The 16,845-nt window shown below is 69.1% G+C and carries 17 protein-coding genes; 7 read left to right on the plus strand and 10 right to left on the minus strand.

Features of this window, described 5'->3' with window-relative positions:
* Positions 1 to 3: 3 nt before the first annotated feature.
* The 6 genes from ACYVE7_RS05665 (at position 4) to ACYVE7_RS05690 (ending at position 4,449) form a co-directional block, all read left to right on the plus strand.
* Entirely contained in the window at positions 4 to 849 is an 846-nt protein-coding gene (locus tag ACYVE7_RS05665) for a helix-turn-helix domain-containing protein (RefSeq protein ID WP_460363466.1), read from the plus strand.
* Between the two features lie 65 nt (positions 850 to 914).
* Positions 915 to 1,235: a hypothetical protein gene (locus ACYVE7_RS05670; protein ID WP_460363467.1), complete on the plus strand. Its 321-nt coding sequence runs from the start codon at positions 915 to 917 to the stop codon at positions 1,233 to 1,235.
* Between the two features lie 135 nt (positions 1,236 to 1,370).
* Positions 1,371 to 2,315 carry a radical SAM protein gene (locus ACYVE7_RS05675; RefSeq protein WP_460363482.1) on the plus strand — a complete coding sequence of 315 codons (945 nt, stop codon included), beginning with the start codon at positions 1,371 to 1,373 and terminating at the stop codon, positions 2,313 to 2,315.
* Positions 2,312 to 3,439 carry an rRNA adenine N-6-methyltransferase family protein gene (locus tag ACYVE7_RS05680; protein WP_460363468.1) on the plus strand — a complete coding sequence of 376 codons (1,128 nt, stop codon included), beginning with the start codon at positions 2,312 to 2,314 and terminating at the stop codon, positions 3,437 to 3,439. Before ACYVE7_RS05675 ends, ACYVE7_RS05680 begins: the two co-directional genes overlap by 4 nt.
* Before the next feature lie 82 nt (positions 3,440 to 3,521).
* Positions 3,522 to 4,157, plus strand: a complete 636-nt coding sequence (gene msrA / locus ACYVE7_RS05685) for a peptide-methionine (S)-S-oxide reductase MsrA (protein ID WP_460363483.1) — start codon at positions 3,522 to 3,524, stop codon at positions 4,155 to 4,157.
* Positions 4,147 to 4,449 (plus strand): hypothetical protein, encoded by a 303-nt coding sequence (locus ACYVE7_RS05690; protein ID WP_460363469.1) that lies wholly within the window; start codon positions 4,147 to 4,149, stop codon positions 4,447 to 4,449. The genes msrA and ACYVE7_RS05690 overlap by 11 nt, the downstream gene beginning before the upstream one ends.
* 19 nt (positions 4,450 to 4,468) lie before the next feature.
* On the opposite strand, the gene ACYVE7_RS05695 is transcribed toward ACYVE7_RS05690, so the two are convergent.
* From ACYVE7_RS05695 to ACYVE7_RS05705, 3 genes are all read right to left on the minus strand, one after another.
* Positions 4,469 to 4,747 carry a hypothetical protein gene (locus tag ACYVE7_RS05695; protein WP_460363470.1) on the minus strand — a complete coding sequence of 93 codons (279 nt, stop codon included), beginning with the start codon at positions 4,745 to 4,747 and terminating at the stop codon, positions 4,469 to 4,471.
* Positions 4,748 to 4,938: 191 nt separating this feature from the next.
* A complete protein-coding gene (locus ACYVE7_RS05700; protein ID WP_460363471.1) occupies positions 4,939 to 5,589 on the minus strand; it encodes a hypothetical protein in 651 nt (216 codons plus the stop codon).
* Between the two features lie 17 nt (positions 5,590 to 5,606).
* On the minus strand, positions 5,607 to 5,945 hold the full coding sequence (locus ACYVE7_RS05705) for a hypothetical protein (protein ID WP_460363472.1): 339 nt from the start codon (positions 5,943 to 5,945) through the stop codon (positions 5,607 to 5,609).
* A 740-nt stretch (positions 5,946 to 6,685) separates the two neighbouring features.
* Here ACYVE7_RS05705 and ACYVE7_RS05710 point away from each other — a divergent pair.
* Complete coding sequence (locus ACYVE7_RS05710; RefSeq protein ID WP_460363473.1) at positions 6,686 to 6,862, plus strand: DUF6980 family protein; 177 nt, start codon at positions 6,686 to 6,688, stop codon at positions 6,860 to 6,862.
* Positions 6,863 to 7,216: 354 nt separating this feature from the next.
* Here ACYVE7_RS05710 and ACYVE7_RS05715 read toward each other — a convergent pair whose 3' ends face one another.
* The 7 genes from ACYVE7_RS05715 to ACYVE7_RS05745 all read right to left on the minus strand — a co-directional run.
* Positions 7,217 to 8,032, minus strand: coding sequence for an ABC transporter permease (locus ACYVE7_RS05715; RefSeq protein ID WP_460363475.1), 816 nt, complete (start codon positions 8,030 to 8,032; stop codon positions 7,217 to 7,219).
* The gene (locus tag ACYVE7_RS05720) at positions 8,029 to 10,410 is read right to left on the minus strand and encodes an alpha/beta fold hydrolase (RefSeq protein ID WP_460363476.1); all 2,382 of its coding nucleotides are present in this window, start codon (positions 10,408 to 10,410) and stop codon (positions 8,029 to 8,031) included. The genes ACYVE7_RS05715 and ACYVE7_RS05720 overlap by 4 nt, the downstream gene beginning before the upstream one ends.
* 275 nt (positions 10,411 to 10,685) lie before the next feature.
* Entirely contained in the window at positions 10,686 to 11,825 is a 1,140-nt protein-coding gene (locus ACYVE7_RS05725) for a M48 family metallopeptidase (RefSeq protein WP_460363477.1), read from the minus strand.
* Positions 11,826 to 11,869: 44 nt separating this feature from the next.
* Complete coding sequence (locus tag ACYVE7_RS05730) at positions 11,870 to 12,379, minus strand: SecDF P1 head subdomain-containing protein (protein WP_460363478.1); 510 nt, start codon at positions 12,377 to 12,379, stop codon at positions 11,870 to 11,872.
* A gap of 80 nt (positions 12,380 to 12,459) precedes the next feature.
* The gene (locus ACYVE7_RS05735; protein WP_460363479.1) at positions 12,460 to 13,488 is read right to left on the minus strand and encodes a 2-oxoacid:ferredoxin oxidoreductase subunit beta; all 1,029 of its coding nucleotides are present in this window, start codon (positions 13,486 to 13,488) and stop codon (positions 12,460 to 12,462) included.
* Positions 13,481 to 15,322 carry a 2-oxoacid:acceptor oxidoreductase subunit alpha gene (locus ACYVE7_RS05740; protein ID WP_460363480.1) on the minus strand — a complete coding sequence of 614 codons (1,842 nt, stop codon included), beginning with the start codon at positions 15,320 to 15,322 and terminating at the stop codon, positions 13,481 to 13,483. The genes ACYVE7_RS05735 and ACYVE7_RS05740 overlap by 8 nt, the downstream gene beginning before the upstream one ends.
* 277 nt (positions 15,323 to 15,599) lie before the next feature.
* Positions 15,600 to 16,845 (minus strand): hypothetical protein (locus tag ACYVE7_RS05745; protein ID WP_460363481.1); only part of this gene is annotated, 1,246 nt, incomplete at its 5' end.

Genomic DNA, 16,845 nt, shown 5'->3' on the forward strand with positions numbered 1-16,845 from the left:
TCCGTGTCCGACCAAGCAGCCGCGGCCCGCAAGGCGTTCGGCATCCGGCTCCGTGACTTCCGGCGCGACGCCAGCCTCACCGGCGTCCAGCTCGCCAGGGCCTGCGGCTTCTCCTCCAGCTCGAAAGTCACGCGCATCGAGCGAGGCCAGCGCGCCCCGTCCGAGGACGACGTCCGCGCTTGGTGCACGGCCTGCGGCGTCGCCCGCTTCATCCCCGAACTGATCGCCGCGCTCCGCGAGATCGACCAGCTCTGGCGGGAACACCGCGACGACCTCCGCAAAGGCGCAGTGCACGTCCAGTCCCGCAGCCTCCCCCTCTACCGGGCGACCGACCTGTTCCGGCTCTACGAATCACAGCTCGTCCCCGGCTTCTTCCAAACCCTCCACTACGCACGCGCAGTCCTCCGCATCGGCGCCGACCTCTACGACCTGGACAACGACATCGACGCCGGCGCCCAGGCACGGCTCGTCCGCCAGGAACTCGTCCTCGCCGGGCAGAAACGGTTCGCCGTCATCCTGGAGGAGTGCGTGCTGACCAGCGTGTTCGGCGACCGCGATGTCATGGACGAGCAGCTCGATTTCCTTCGGTTCGCGGCCACCCTGCCGAACGTCTCCCTCGGGATCATCCCCGCGGGCGTTCCCCGGACGACGTGGATGGGTGAGGGGTTCGCGATGTTCGACGACGTGCTCGCCCGCAGCTCGTACTGGACGGGCAGCCTGTCGGCCCGCCGCCCCGACGAGCTCGAGTTCTTCGGGAAGCTGTTCGCCACGCTGCGCGGCATGGCCGTGTACGGCGACGCCGCTCATGCCGTCATCGCCGATGCTCGGCAAAGGCTGGCAAATTCGTAGCCCTCCGGGGCGCGGGCGCGCAAATGTCAGGTGACCGACAACTCACCGGGCGACGGGAGATCCGCATGGAAGCGGACGCGGACGCGCAGAACTCCACCGCAATCGGCGCCGACCGCCGCGAACACAACCCTGCGACGATCCTCGCCAGCCTGCTCCCCGAACCGTCACCGCTCCGAGGCGGCCCGCGCGATCGCCACCTGTTCTCCTGGGACGTCACCGGCGGGGCCATCGGCGTCTCCGACGACCCCGGCCAGGCGATCGCCGCCGCCACGGAAGCGCTCAAGGCCGCCGGGGAGGGAGCGACCGGCAGGTGCCAGGAGGTGATGCTGATGTCCGGCGAGTACGAGCCGATCGGCCCGATCGCCCGCGGCGACGGGCTCCCCTGACTCCCCGGGGCTGCGGTTGACGGCGCGCGCCGCAGTCCCCGGGGTTCCACCAGATGACCCTGATCGACGGCGTCTCGACTAACGCCACCTGCCCAAGAGACACTGTTCACGCCCACGGAGGTACCGATCGTGACGATGTTGCAGTTGGAGATCACCACCAAGTGTCAGGCGTCCTGCCTGCACTGCTACAACAACTCCGGCCCCACCCAAAGCCACGGCGACATGACCGCCGACGACTGGGAGACCGTCATTGGCCAGGCCCCCGAAGCGGGGTTCCGGTCCGTGCAGTTCATCGGCGGTGAACCGCTCCTGAACCCGGCGCTGCCCCGCCTGATCGGGCACGCCCTCGATTGCGGGCTGAGCGTCGAGGTGTACTCGAACCTGGTCGCGGTGTCCCGGTCGATGTGGGACGTCCTCGCCCAGAAGGGCGTGTCCCTCGCGACGTCGTACTACTCCGACGATCCCGCCCAGCACAAGGCGATCACCCAGCAGGACGGGCACGCCAACATCACCGCGAACATCGGCCGTGCCGTCGAGGCGGGGATCTCGATCCGGGTGGGGATCATCACCGTCCTGGACGGCCAGCGGATCCCCGAAGCGAAGGCGCTGCTCGCCGACCTCGGCGTCACGAACGTCAGCGTCGACCGGAAACGCGCGCTCGGACGAGCCGAACAGCCGGACGTCGACCGGACCGGGGAGCTGTGCGGGAACTGCGGCATCACCGTCGCCGCGGTGCTCCCTGACGGCCGTGTGGGCGGCTGCCCGATGTCCCGCCACCTCGCTGCCGGGGACGTCCGGGCGGATGGGCTGGGCGCCCTGTTGGAGGTATTCGCGCCGCACCGGGCACTCATCCGTAAGACCATGGACGCGTGCAACCCGCCGTGTCCGCCCTGGTCCCTCTGCGACCCCGGCGGCGACGGATCATGCGAACCGGCCACCGCCTGCGACCCGAGCGTGTGCGGCCCGGACGGCAACGCTGACGGTCGCCTCCTCGTCCTCTCCTCGCGTCCTGGCTGCAAACCCGAGAGCGACGGCAACGACTGTTCGCCCGCCGAGACCGAATGGGAGCCCGACGAATGACCAGCACCGTCCCCGACGTCGCCGCCCTGGTCGAGCCGCTCATCTCCCGGCTGCGGCGACACGGCCTCCTCAACCACCCTGTCTGGGCGCGCGCCCTACGGGAGATCCCCCGCCACGGGTTCGTCCCCGAGCGGGCATGGATCAACGGCGAATCTGGCACCACGTCGCGGCCGATCAACCGGGCGTCCGACCTCGATGACTGGCTGACCGCCTGCTACCAGCCCGGCTCGGTCATCACCCAGCGGGACGACGGAACCACCCCACCCGACGACCCGGCAGGGACGCCAACCTGCTCCCTGTCCTCGGCGACGATCTCGATTCCCTACCTGGAGCTCCTCGATCTGTCCCCCCACCACCGAGTCCTGGAGATCGGCACCGGGACAGGCTGGACTGCGGCGGCGATCGGCTGGTACCTCGGCGACGACAGCCAGGTCGTCACCGTCGAGATCGACCCCCGGCTCGCCGACACCGCGCGGGACAATCTCACCGCGGTCGGCCGCCATCCGCTGGTGGTGTGCGGCGACGGCGCCGATGGCCAGCCCAACCGGCAGCCGGTCGACCGGGTCCATGTGACCTGCGGGGTCCGTGACATCCCGTACGCGTGGATCACCCAGACCCGTCCGGGCGGTGTGATCGTGGCGCCGTGGATGCCGATGCCCGGACAGTGGGGACAGCAGCTGCGTCTCGACGTCCTCGACGACGGGACCGCGGTCGGCTCCTTCACGGGCGGCGGCGGGTTCATGATGCTCCGCTCCCAGCGGGCATCGGCTCCCGAGCTGGACGCGCCCGAGCGCTGGGACCGCACCCGGTTCGACCCGCGCGCCCTCGGCACGGACGGCGCTCAGCTCGCCCTGACAGCGCTCGCTCCGGGGATCTCATGGCTCGACACCGGCAGCCAGACCGAGCCCGCCATCATCATCTGGGACCTCACAGACCCCCGCAACGGGGCGATCCTGACCCGCCGCAGCGACGGCGACTGGGACATCTCCGCCCGCGGAGACCGCGACGTGTGGGCCGAAACCCAAGCCGCCTACATGCAATGGGCCCGCCTCGGCCGGCCTTCCCGCTCCGCCTACCGGATGACCGTTACCCCCGACGGGCAGACGGTGGAGCTCGCCCGCTAGAACCGGTTTTGATGACTTCGCGAAAGTAAGGGGTTGCGTGGCGACCGAGGAGTTTCAGCAGGGTGAGCGGGATCTGGGGCAGGTGCGGCTCGGCGGCCACAAGTGCTCCAGCGGCGCGGCTCTAGCCGAGGCCGGGGGGCACGGTGTCCTGTCGACGGCCGTCGGCTACCAGGGCGGCTACACGCCCAACCCGACGTATGAGGAGGTCTGCTCGGGCCGGACGGGCCACACCGAGGTCGTCCGTGTGGTCTTTGATCCGGCGGTGACCTCCTACGAGCAGCTCCTGAAGGTGTTCTGGGAGAACCACGACCCGACCCAGGGCTTCCGTCAGGGCAACGACGTCGGCACCCAGTACCGCAGCGCCGTCTACACCCACGGCGAGGCCCAGGCGAAGTCGGCCGCCGCGTCCCGCGACTCCTTCGCCCCGATCGTCCACGCCGCCGCCGGCCGCGACATCACCACCGAGATCGCCCCGGCCCCCGACTTCTTCTTCGCCGAGGACTACCACCAGCAGTACCTCTCCGACGCCAAGAACCCCAACGGCTACTGCAACATCGGCCCAACCCGTGTGCACCTAAGTGACCCTTCAACCTGGGGCTCCTGCCAGACGGGCATTGCCTCAACCGACGATCAACCTTCAAACCTCGGCGTATCTGACGGTACTCAGCGAGGGCTTAGCGCAGATAGGCCTTCGATACCGTATGCCTATGGGAGGTGACAGGGGCCCGTTGTGGCTTGCGGGCGGAGATCCGAAAACAGTGGTGCTGTATCGGACATCGGACCGTTGGCGGTACGCCATCTGCTTTGCACGTGGCGACATCCTCGACGGGTTCCTGCAGCAGGTAGACGTCAGTGACGCTCTCGAGGAGGCGCAGTCTGCTTTGCGTGGCATGGTTAAGGACCTCATCCAACGTGACGTTCAATTGGCCTGGCAGCCTGCTGATGAACTGGACTGGTGGACCGGTGTTGTTGTCGAGGTCGAGGGGATTGAGCAGGGTCCGAACCTGTAGCTGTCGCGCCTCTGATCGGTCAGAGCTTTTGGAGGTCCTCGGGGTCCACTGGCCCGCCCTCGATGTAATCGACGTCGGACTTCGGAATCCGGGCGGCGACGATCGCTACGTTCTCCCTGCCCTCTGGGTTGAGATCGACCAGGACCACGTGCCGCTGCTCCTCAATCGAAGCATGGACAAGATGGACAAATTCGTAGTGGTCGGATTCCTCACTGAACATGTCTGCCCAGAGCTCCATCGTTGATCCACTCAGCAACGTCACGAACCAGCGACTTGGCGTACCGGCGAAGAACTCCATGCTCAGGAGCATAATCCGTGCTCCCAGCCTTCCCGTCACCGTCGTCCGGCCCGTCAGGGTAGCGGGCCAGGTTCGGGGCCGCCGCTCTGCACACGTCCTCAGCCAGCTCCGCAGAGCGGGGCCGGTCCCGCCAGCTCCCAACGGCCTCACCTGCCCCACAGGCCTAGCCACCACCGACTAGCTCCGCCCAGTCAGGGAAGACGACGCAAGAGGATCTCGGTGACGCGCCGCAGGACCCCGTCGCGCCACTGGCTGCGGGAGCTGGTGGGGCCCCAGCCGCCCACGGAGAAGACGACGGTCCGGGTGCGGCAGTACCTGCTCCCTTCCGGGAGGTACTCGAAGCCGCAAAGACCTGCGGGCGTGGCGTTCGAGGCGAGGGCCCGTGCCGTCGCCTCGTAGTAGTCGGCGACGGCCCGGGGAGAGCCGATCGCCTCCAGCCGAACCCAGACGACGGCCTCCCCCGGCTGGACGTTCGGGAGGCCCAGTTCGTAGTAGCACTGGGCTCGCGGATCCTTGCCGACGGATGCCGGCGGCCGACCGGCGGTGGAGTTCTCGGGCGTCGAACGGTAGACCGGTACGGCGTTTAGCATGACCGAGGTGAGGTCGGGAAGCAGGGACCTCATGTCTTCTTCGGACAGCAGCCCGCAGCTGTTCGGCCACTGGGCACGGGGGAGCAGCCCGTTCTTGAACGCGGAGCGGTCGATCGTCACCGGAGTGATCGCGACCGGCACCTCACCGACCCGGACGACGGCCGTCGTCGGCGCGTTGACGGCGGCCCGCCCACCGAACAGTTCCCACCCACCAGCCCCGATCCCAACCCCCGAACACAGCGCCAAGACCACGGCGACCCACCCCGCGGTCAATCGGCCGGAGCCCATGGCGGCAACCCTTTCTCTCTACGCTCGCCGTCGGGGGCGGGCTCCCCGCCCCCCATCCACCAAGGCAGATCCTTGGGCGGTGCGGACGGCTGAGGCTTGCGAATATCTCCCGTCTCGAGGCTTCTCCCCGAGATCGGCCATGCACCGCCCTCGCCGAACCCATTGTTGCTGTTGGCCTGAGCGAGGAAGACATCGGCTTGCGTCCGCATCTCGCCCTTCGCGTCGTTGAAATCGTCGTAGAGACCGGAGGCAGCGACGATGAGGGCCGTTGCCCCGGCGAGAATCGGCCCAGGACCGCCGATGACACCGACGAGAGACACGGAGAGCACGGTGAGCGTGCTGTGGAGGGAGGTGTCCGTCGAGTGCCGTGGCCTGGGCCGGAAGGATCTCCCGGTAGGCGGCAGCTGCGTGGCCCTGCCACCTGTCATCACCGAGGAGTCGCCCGTCAAACGAGTGCTCCCGTCGGTCGCCTCGGGTCGTCATATCGCAAACGTGATCATAGTGACCGCTTCCATGACGAGTCGACCGCGCTGCGGGTGAATCCGGTCGATGGTGAGTCGGGCGCCCTGGGATCCCGCCGAACCTTGGTGAGGGGCCGAGAAGCGGGCGGGAGCGGCGGGGGCGTCCCAGTGTGATCTCGCGGCGTTGGCAGGGTTGTCTGTGGGGGAGTCCGCGAGGAGGACCGGTTGCGGCCGTCGTTCTGGAGTGATGGTGCCGCTCATGCGGTCGGTTCCGGGGAGAAGGCGCAGGGGTCGGGAGCGTGTCATGCTCCAGGCATGGCATTTGACTCTGGTGAGCCGTGGCGGGACGGCTTCTACTCTGGACACCTAGCTGGTGTGGGGCCGCAGACCACGGGTGACCGGATCTCGATGATGATCTTCGAGTATCTCGAGAGGCACTCCGACCAGGTGGACGCTGTGACGCCCCTTCTCCTCGAGCTGCAAAAGATCAGCTGGCGCGAGTAGCCGCGTCGGCCTGGGGCCTTGGTGGGCGGCGCCCTGGCTCGGGATCGGGCGGGGGCGGTGGTTACGCTGGGGGGATGGGGATGTGCTGTGCGGACATGCGGTACCAGCTCTCACGGCGGTGTGAGAAGCATGTCGACCCGTATGAGTGCCCGGACCGGGTGGTGGTGCATTCGGAGCGGTACGGGGTGTGGGGGCTGATCATCCATGACGGCGGGCGGGCCGTGGTGGGCATCAGCTTCTGCCCGTGGTGCGGGCAGAAGCTGGATCAGTAAGGGAGCACGCGGCCTGACGGGGTGCGGAGGTCGAGTGGTGGGGTCGGCTGACGGGGGACTCGTGGAAGCTTGACGATCTGCTGCTGCCGTGCCATTTCGATCATCTCCCCTCATCCGGTGGCTTTGAACCACGCGGGTTGTTCACCCTGGGCGGAATCCGCCTTCAGGTGTCGGTGAGCATATGCGACGGGACGGACTCGTTCATCCGATTATCCGGTGACTCGGGTCACACGGAGCGATCGTAGGGTGTCTCGGGGTCATTGCGCATCGAATTCGAGGGATGTCCAGGGAATGGACTGTTTCGGGGCGAGTCGACAAGGGTGTTATACCCGCATGGACCCCCAGGTCACACCGTCAGGACGTGATGTCTTTGCGGCGGAATCCGCGGAACGCGAACGCCAGCAGCACGATCCCGTAGGAGAACGACAGGGCGGCGCCCTTGGCCATGCCCGTCCACTGGATCTGCGGTTGCAGGGCGTCCAGCCACGCGTACATGAAATGGGTGGGGAGCAGTTCCCGCCAGTCGCCCAGGGCCGTCACGGCGTCGAGGATGTTGGAGACGATCACCAGGCCGACCGCCCCGCCGACGGCGCCCAGCGGCGAGTCGGTCGTCACGGACAGCAGGAACGCCAGCGCCGCCACCACGAACTGGGCGACCAGCGAGTAGCCGATGATGACGAGCATCCGGCCGAGGGCGTCCGAGGCGGGGAAGGCGCCGCCGGTGGGGAGCATGATGTCCTTCCAGCCGAACACCAGCGTGCCCGCGACCAGCGCCATCAACGGCAGCACGATCACCGAGGCCGACGCGTACCCGAGCGCGACGATCAGTTTCTGCCGCAGCAGCCTGTCGCGCGGCACCGGCGCGGCCAGCAGATACCGCAGCGACGACCAGCCGGCCTCGCTGGCCACGGTGTCGCCGCAGAACAGCGCCACCGACACGACCAGCAGGAAGCCCGTCGCGACGAACAGGGTGAACAGCGCGAAGTTCAGCCCGCTGTCGGTCGCCACGTCGACGAGGCTGGGACGGCCGTTGTCGCCGCCGTCGCCGAGCTGGAACGCCAGCACGAGGATCCACGGCAGCACCAGCAGGAACCCGAACGCGACGATGGTCCGCCGCCTTTTGGCCTGCCGCAACGCCTCGACGTGCAGGGGCAGGGTCTTGGTGGTCACTGGCCCGCTCCGATGATCTCCAGGAACACGTCTTCGAGGCCGCGGCCGCCGACGATCTCGGCGACGGTGCCGTCCGCGACCTTCCGGCCGCGCGCCATCACCACCACATGCGTGCAGGTCTGCTCGACCTCGCTCAGCAGATGGCTGGAGAGGATCACGGTCCGGCCGGTCGCGGCGTACCGGACCAGCACCTCCCGCATCTCGCGGATCTGGGGCGGGTCGAGGCCGTTGGTCGGCTCGTCGAGGACCAGCAGGTCGGGCAGGCCCAGCATGGCCTGGGCGATCGCGAGCCGCTGCCGCATCCCCTGGGAGTAGGTGCGGACGGGCCGGTCGAGGGCCGCCCCGAGATCGGCGACGGCCAGGGCCTCGTCGAGATGGGAGTCCTCGGCGGGACGGCCGGTGGCCTTCCAGTACAGGTCGAGGTTGGTGCGGCCGGTCAGATGCGGCAGGAAGCCGGGGCCTTCGACGAACGAGCCGAGACGGGCCAGGACGGGCGCGCCGGGCGTCACGGGATGGCCGAAGATCCGGATCTCGCCGGCGTCGGGGTGGATCAGGCCCATCAGCATTCTGAGGGTGGTGGTCTTGCCCGCCCCGTTCGGGCCGAGGAGGCCGAGGACCTGGCCCTGCGCGACCCCGAACGACAGATCGTCGACGGCCTTGAAGCCGTTCTTGTAGACCTTCCCCAAGCCGGTGATCTTCAGGGGGACGTCGGCGAGGGCGGGATCGTAGACGGTCTTCGGCTTCCGCCGGTACAGGAGCGCGGCGGCGAGCACCGTCGCGGCCAGGGGGAGGAGCCAGACCCAGGCGGGCGGCTTGGGCGCGGGCGTCGTCAGGGCGGGGACGGTCGGCGCGGTCAGGCCCGACAGCGCCTTGATCTTGTAGGTGGCGGGCTTGAGCGGCGAGGAGAAGCCCAGGTCGGTGGTGGTGAGGACGACCTGGATCCGGTGGCCCTTCGCGAACTCGTGGTCGAGGGACGGCAGGGTGATCAGCGCGTCGCCGTCGACCTTGACGGGCTGGGCCAGCATCCGGGCGGGCACGGCCGACGGGCCGACGTCATAGATCTTCGCGAACAGGGTCGCCGGACGGTCGGTGCTGATCCGCACCGTCGGCTGGCCGGTGACGCGCAGCGCCTCCGCCAGCGGCGCGGTCTGGAAGGTGGCCGACTGGCCCGGCATGTCGAGCGTGCCGCCGAGGCCGCCGCCGCCTTCCAGCGAGCTCAGGCCGCCGAGCGCGCCCAGCCCGGGGACCGCCGAGATCGACGGGGGAGTGGCGCCCGCCGGGTTCTGGACGGCCTGCTCGTCCCCTTCGAGGGCCAGCTCCCGGGGGTCGGCGCGCAGCCCCGGGTAGGCGGGGGCGGTGGCGGCCTGGAGGGACAGGGTGCCGTCGGTGGAGTCGAGGCCCGCGGTGCGGGTGACGGTGAACGGCGGCGCCACCGGGACGTTCCGGCCGTCGAGGTAGTGGTCGAACCAGGCGTCGGTGAGGCCGTTCAGCCTGGTCCGCTCGTCGGGGCCGCCGTCGTGGCCGCCCTGGGTCCAGACGACCGAGACGGGGCCGCGGGCGGCGCGCGCGTTGGCGTCGGCCTGGTCGAGCGGGAACAGCGAATCGGACTGCCCCTGGATGAGCAGGGTGGGAGCCTGGACGGGCGGGGCCGTCGCGGGGGAGCGCTCGCGGAGCGCGTCGAGGTCGGCGGGGATGGCCTGGCCGGTCTCGGCGACGCGCTGGTACATCGCGCACAGGTCGGGCGTGAACCGTCCACAGGCTGTGGATCCCTCGGACCGCCCGGTGAAGAACAGCCCGGCCCACAGCTTCTTGAACACGCCGTTGGGGAGGAGCGCGGTGCTGAGGTCATGCCAGGTGATCGACGGGACGACGGCGTCGACACGCCGGTCGTATCCGGCCGTCAGCAGGGAGATCGCGCCGCCGTAGGACGGCCCCGCCATCCCGACGCGCGGATCGCCGGGGCCGTCGAGCCGCACTTCGGGCCGCTCGGCGAGCCAGTCGATGAGCTGCCGCGTGTCCTTGACCTCGTAGTCGGGCGAGTTCAACGCGATCTCCCCGCCGGACTCCCCGAACCCCCGCGCCGACCACGTCAGCACCGCGTACCCCCGCCGCGCCAGCTCCCGAGCCCGCCCCGACATATCGCTCTTATCCCCATTGAACCCGTGAGCGAGCATCACCGCGGCCCCGGCGGGCTTCCCGACCGGCTTGAAGAACGACGCGTCGATCTCGACCCGCTGATCGTCCTTCGGCCCGTCCACGACCCCGATCCGCACCTCCTCGACCGCGACGCCCTCCGCCCCGCCGCTGGCCAGGCTCAACCCACCACCCACGGCGAGAACCACCCCCGCGACCCCGCCCACCACCCACCGACGCTTCACAAACGCGATACTACGCGGCCCCCTGATCACGGATCTCCTCCCCAAGTACCGCCCCACCTACTACACCCGCAGCAGCCCCCACCCCCGATCCCGAAGACGCGACAAGCGATGCACGGCGAGTCGAGCACGCCACAACCGCCCAGCACGGAGTCACCCTCATGAGGCGACGAGGGCAGCAGCCCAGAGGGAACGGTCGACGCGACGGGCGTTCGGCGCAAGACGCGACGAGGGTGCGGCGCAACTGGCCGAAGGAGGGAGGCGAGGAGGGTGGACGCTCAGTGGAGGGAGCGGGCGATGCGGCGGGCGTACGGGCTCAGTTCGCCGGTGAAGTCGGCGGTGAGGGCAAGGAGAGGGGCGGATGGGGGGAGGGCGGCGAGTTGGGCGCGGCGGAGACGGGTTGGCGGGTGGGAGTCGTCGACGCTCGTCTCGGACGCTTCGGTGCGGTGGCCTTCGGGGGTTTCGGTGGCGAGGTTGGCCAGGCGGGTCAGGGGGTCGGTTCCGGCGGCGAGCGTGACGGCCGGGGTGGCCAGGACGAAGGAGTAGAGGGGGGCGAGCGCCTCGAGGGAGTCGAGCAAGCCGATCATCGCGGGCGGCGAGGCGACGCCCGCGGCGAGCACGTCGGCCCGGTACTCGGCGCGCCGTCCTGAGGGGAGCGCCAGCAGTTCCAGAGCGACCGCCGCGACGCGTACCAGTCCTCTGAGCAGCGCGAACAGCGGGCGCAGGAGCAGATTGGCCGATGTCATCAGGCCCGTCTCGTCGCCTTCGTACCCGCCGAGCAGGTAGTGCAGCGTCCGCAAGGTATGCCGGGCGCTTCCCACCAGCAGGCCGCGCCGGGCGTCGCCGTTCCGTCCGTGTGCGAACTCGTGCGAGATCAGCGCGATCTTCTGCTCGTCCGGCAGGACGCTCCACAGCGGCAGCCCGACCGTGACGACGACGCGCCGCCGCGCACCGACCCGCCCGTAGGAGGCGTTGAACTCCCTGTCCACGACGATCAGATCGGCTCGCCGTGCCCCCACCGCGTCCGCCACTTGGTCGAAGAACCGGTACAACTCGGGCGCGTCGGCGCGCGCCACGACGTCGGCGTCCCGATCGAGCCTCGGCAGCCGGGGCCGCAGCGCCACCGCGACCAGGACCAGCAGGCCCGCGACCGCCCACGTCACAAAACCCGTTCCGACGATCACCAGCCATCCGGCCGCGCCCAGCAGCGCGTGCGGCACTGCCAGCACCGCGACGGCCACGCCGACCGCTCCGGCCGCGCCCAGATCGCACCGGCCTCCGCCCTCGTCCGTCCGGGCCAGCAGCCGACTCGTGCGCCGGGCGAACCAGCGCTCCATCCACCCGTCCGCCTGGCGAACCCGCGGCTCGCCGACCGGCTCCTGCGGCTCCTCGGCGACCGACCCTTCCAGAGAGAACACGCCGGAAGATTAGCGCCAACCCGACAAATTCGTGGGGCGCGGGGTCAGGCTCCGGTGAGGGCGCGGGCTAGCTGGTCGGCGGCGGGTTGGGTGAAAGCGCCGGTGATGAGGAGTTTGCCGCCTGTTACCGGGGAGTCGACGCGGGGGGCCGTGATCACGCGGTTGTTCACCACCATCGCTACCTGCTTCTGGAGGTTCAGTTGGGTGATCTCGCCGAACCGCTTCTTGTCGGCGCCGATGAGCTGGACGGAGAGGCCGTAGGAGCCGTCCGGGAGCTGCTGCACCTTGACGTCACCGACCTTCTTGACGTTCAGCGAGTCCGCCGACACCTGGTAGCAGGCCGGTTCGGGGCCGTCGAACCCGGCGACGCCCTGCTGCGCGCAGGTCGTGCCCGGGGTCGCGACCGTCACGGGGTAGATCGCCAGCGGGGTGGCGAGGGTGGTCTGGGTGCTGCGGGCCACGGCGATGAGGACGCCGGTCATCACCACGGCGGCCGAGCACAGCCCGATCACGATGATCGCGGCCAGGAGGGTCGTCTTGGGTGGTCTGCGCACGGGGATCAGTCTTCCAGAAAGCGCAACGGGCCCAGAGGTGTACTCCGAGCCCGTCGCGCGCGTTTCTTGAGCGAAACGATCTAGTCGATACGCCAGGTGTCGCCCTGCGTGAGCAAGTCCGACAGCGAACCGCGCCCCTGCTTGGTCTGCGCCTCGCCGACCTGCGCGTTCAGCAGCTCGTCGTAGGCGGGGCGGGGCACCGACCGGAACACGCCGATCGGCACATGGGTGAAGGCCGGCTGGTCGAGCCGCGACAGCGCGAACGCCAGCGACGGGTCGGGGTGCCGCGCGTCATGGACGACCACGTCAGGGTCGCCGGGCGCACCGACCTTGAAGCCGAAACCATCCCTGACCAGCGCTTTGTCGCGGTCCTTCCCGAACACGATCGGCTGGCCGTGCTCCAGCCGGACGGTGACGTCGTCCCGGACGTCGGAGTCCTTCATCGGTTCGAACGCGCCGTCGTTGAAGATGTTGCAGTTCTGGTAGATCTCGACGAGGGCCGCGCCGCGGTGCTCGGCCGCCGCCCGCAGCACCGACTGCAGGTGCTGACGGTCGGAGTCGATGGTCCGCGCCACGAACGACGCCTCCGCCCCGATCGCCAGGGAGATCGGGTTGAACGGCGAGTCCACCGAACCCATCGGCGACGACTTGGTGATCTTCCCGGTCTCCGACGTCGGCGAGTACTGGCCCTTGGTCAGCCCGTAGATCCGGTTGTTGAACATCAGGATCTTGATGTTGACGTTCCGGCGCAGCGCGTGGATCAGGTGGTTGCCGCCGATCGACAGCGAGTCGCCGTCGCCGGTCACCACCCACACCGACAGGTCCTCGCGCGCGGACGCCAGGCCCGTCGCGATCGCCGGCGCACGCCCGTGGATCGAGTGGAACCCGTAGGTGTTCATGTAGTACGGGAACCGCGACGAGCAGCCGATCCCCGAGATGAACACGGTGTTCTCCCGCTTGATACCCAGTTCGGGCATGAAGCTCTGCACCGCCGCCAGGATCGCGTAGTCCCCGCATCCGGGGCACCAGCGCACTTCCTGGTCGGTCTTGAAATCTTTGAGTCCGAGCTTGACCTCGGACTTCGGCACGAGGGCGAGGGCGTCACTCACTTGCGTTCACATCCCGGATCACGTCGGCGAGCTCTTCGGCCTTGAACGGCAGGCCGCGGACGCGGTTGTAGCCGACCACGTCGATGAGGTATTTGGCGCGGAGCAGCAGGGCGAGCTGGCCGAGGTTGATCTCGGGCACGATCACCTTGTCGTAGGACTTCAGCACTTCCTCGGTGTTGGCCGGGAAAGGGTTGAGATGCCTGAGGTGAGCCTGCGCGACCTTGACGCCCGACTTGCGGACGCGCCGGACGGCCGCCGAGATGGCCCCGTATGTGCCGCCCCAGCCCAGCACGAGGACCTTGGCGTCGCCGTCGGGGTCGTCGACCCGCAGCGGCTCGACGTCGCCTGCGATCCCGTCGACCTTGGCCTGCCGCAGCCGCGTCATCAGGTCGTGGTTGGCGGGGTCGTAGGAGATGTTGCCCGACCCGTCGGCCTTCTCCAGACCGCCGATCCGGTGCTCGAGCCCGGCCGTGCCGGGGATCGCCCACGGACGCGCCAGGGTCTCCGGATCACGCTTGAACGGCTGGAAATCGGGCTGGTTCGGTTCCGCGAAGTTCGCCTCGATGATCGGCAGATCCTCGACCTCGGGCAGCTTCCACGGCTCCGACCCGTTGGCCAGATAGCCGTCGGACAGGATGAAGACGGGCGTGCGGTACTTGACCGCGATCCGGGCCGCCTCGACCGCGGCGTAGAAGCAGTCCGACGGCGACAGCGGCGCGATCACCGGGACGGGCGACTCGCCGTTCCGGCCGAACAGCGCCTGCAGCAGGTCGGCCTGCTCGGTCTTGGTCGGCATCCCCGTCGACGGGCCGGAACGCTGCACGTTGACGATCAGCAGCGGCAGCTCGACGGCCACCGCGAGACCGATCGTCTCCGCCTTCAACGCCACCCCTGGACCCGACGTGGTGGTCAGCCCGAGCGCACCGCCGAACGACGCGCCGAGCGCCGCACCGACCGCGGCGATCTCGTCCTCCGCCTGGAAGGTCCGCACCCCGAAGTTCTTGTACTTGGACAGTTCGTGCAGGATGTCCGAGGCCGGGGTGATCGGGTAGGAGCCGAGGAACAGCTCGAGACCGGACCGTTCCCCCGCCGCCACCAGACCCCACGCGAGCGCGGTGTTCCCGGTGATCTGCCGGTACAGGCCGGGAGCGAGCGTCGCCGGCTTCACCTCATAGGAGGTCGAGAAGTCCTCGGTGGTCTCACCGAACGACCAGCCCGCCTGGAAGGCCGCGATGTTCGCCTTCATGATCTCGGGCTTCTTCGCGAACTTCTTCTCCAGGAACGAGATCGTCGACTCGATCGGCCGGTGGTAGAGCCACGACAGCAGACCGAGCGCGAACATGTTCTTGGCGCGTTCGGCGTCCTTCTTCGACAGGTCGAAGTCCTCGAGGGCCTTCACCGTCATCGACGTCAGGGGCAGCGCGTGCACCCGGTAGTCGGCGAGCGAACCGTCTTCGACCGGGGAAGCCTCGTAGCCGACCTTCACGAGGTTCCGTTTGGTGAACTCGTCGGTGTTGACGATCACGTCGGCGCCCTTGGGCAGGTCGCCGAGGTTCGCCTTCAACGCCGCCGGGTTCATCGCCACCAGGACGTTCGGGGCGTCGCCCGGCGTCAGGATGTCGTGATCGGCGAAGTGGAGCTGGAAACTGGAGACACCGGGCAGAGTTCCGGCGGGGGCGCGGATCTCGGCCGGGAAGTTCGGCAGCGTGGAGATGTCGTTGCCGAACTCCGCCGTCTCGGCGGTGAAGCGGTCGCCGGTCAGCTGCATCCCGTCGCCGGAGTCGCCGGCGAAGCGGATGATGACGCGGTCGAGCTGCTGGACCTGTTTGGTCACAGAGGTCAAACCTCCTCGACGCGCAGTCCAACGGCCCCAGGGGTCGGGCCTGGAACAGGAGGGCTACTAGGGCTTTGTGCTTATGTTACGTCCGTGATGACGTGCACATTTACACATCGTCTCGGACTGTGAGACCCCGCGCCGTGACCTCCGCGCAGCTCTGTGTGCGGAGGTGAGATCCCCGTGCAATACCGGATGTATCACACTTGCCGTCCGTCCACTGCCCGGTGCGGGTTTCGGACGGACGACAATGTACCCAACCGGAATCAGGGGTTACTTATGCGCCCTGCTGTTCCTGGTCGAGCTTGGAGACCAGGTCGGTGACCTTCTTGCCGGTGACGGCCTCGACGGTGAACCGCACGTCGGTCCAGTACCAGGCCCTCGCGCCGGGCTTGATGTTCTTGGCCCACTTCGTCCAGCCGCCGCCGCTGGTGCGGCAGCTCACCGTCACGGTCGCGCCGGACTTGAGGGACTGACCAGTGCTGCGGCACTCGGTGATCTTCTTTCCGCCGGCGCGCTTGCCGTCGGTGATCGTGAAGAAGACGTTCGCCGTGACACCTTCGGCGCCGGAGTTGCGGAGCTTCATCGTGAACGTGCAGCTGCTCTCCTTGCAGCCCTTGCTGGCCGGCTTGCCGACGAGGTTGACGCGGGCGTCCGGGTCGAGCGAGCCGGCCAGGCCGCTCTTCGCCTTCTCCTTGAGCTGGGTGAAGACGTCGGTGGTCTGCGGGAGGGTGAGTTCCGTCACACTCAGGTCGACGCCCTGGCTCGCCCCGCCCTTGATCTTGACGAGGTGGTACGGAGCGGAGTCGGACACATAGAACTGGTAGTCGTCGCCCTCGAAACTCACCGCCTGGTCACCGTCGACCGGCTCCGCGGTCGGGGCGCCGGACGGCGGGACGAGCGGGATCGCCTTGCCGAGCCCGGTGCCGAGGTTCGCCGGAGTGAGCTTGGTGCGCAGGTCGAAACCGGCCAGCGACGACGGCGCCTTGGACCAGCGGTCGCTGTAGGCGGGCGCGCTGACCTCGCCGATCCCGGTCTGCTTCCGCCAGTACGACCGGGGCGCCTTGATGTAGGGGACGCCGTCGATGACCATCAGTTCGACGGTGTCGCCGTCGATCGTCAGGGTGCCGGTCGCGGAGCCGGAGCGCGTCACCGACAGGTCGGCCTGGATGGTGCTGCCGCCCGCGTCGAAGCTGCCCGCGTAGTGCAGCCCCGGCACGCTCTGCAGGGTCGTGGCGGCGGCCGACGACTTCTGCTCGGGCGGGACGATCGCCGCCTTCTCCGGCCCGTCGTCCTTGAGCGTCACATAGGCGACGGCGCCGAGCAGCACCAGCACGGCGACGCCCGCCGCGCCGACCGCCGCCAGCACGCCCTTGTTCCGCTTGGGCGGCTGCTGCTGCCCGAACTGTCCGGGATACGCCCCCGGCTGCCCCCACTGCTGCTGCTGCTGGGGCGACACCCACCCGGGCGCAGGCGTCTGCGGCCCCTGCGGAGCCCAGCCGGGCGGCGGCGTCTGCGGCCCC

Source organism: Actinocorallia lasiicapitis (genome assembly GCF_054778695.1).

Bases quoted from the DNA above. Each gene is read 5' to 3' on its own strand.
- ACYVE7_RS05670 (WP_460363467.1), top strand. From the start codon at position 915: ATGGAAGCGGACGCGGACGCGCAGAACTCCACCGCAATCGGCGCCGAC.
- ACYVE7_RS05675 (WP_460363482.1), top strand. From the start codon at position 1,371: ATGTTGCAGTTGGAGATCACCACCAAGTGTCAGGCGTCCTGCCTGCAC.
- ACYVE7_RS05680 (WP_460363468.1), top strand. From the start codon at position 2,312: ATGACCAGCACCGTCCCCGACGTCGCCGCCCTGGTCGAGCCGCTCATC.
- ACYVE7_RS05690 (WP_460363469.1), top strand. From the start codon at position 4,147: ATGGGAGGTGACAGGGGCCCGTTGTGGCTTGCGGGCGGAGATCCGAAA.
- ACYVE7_RS05695 (WP_460363470.1), bottom strand. From the start codon at position 4,747: ATGGAGTTCTTCGCCGGTACGCCAAGTCGCTGGTTCGTGACGTTGCTG.
- ACYVE7_RS05710 (WP_460363473.1), top strand. From the start codon at position 6,686: ATGCGGTACCAGCTCTCACGGCGGTGTGAGAAGCATGTCGACCCGTAT.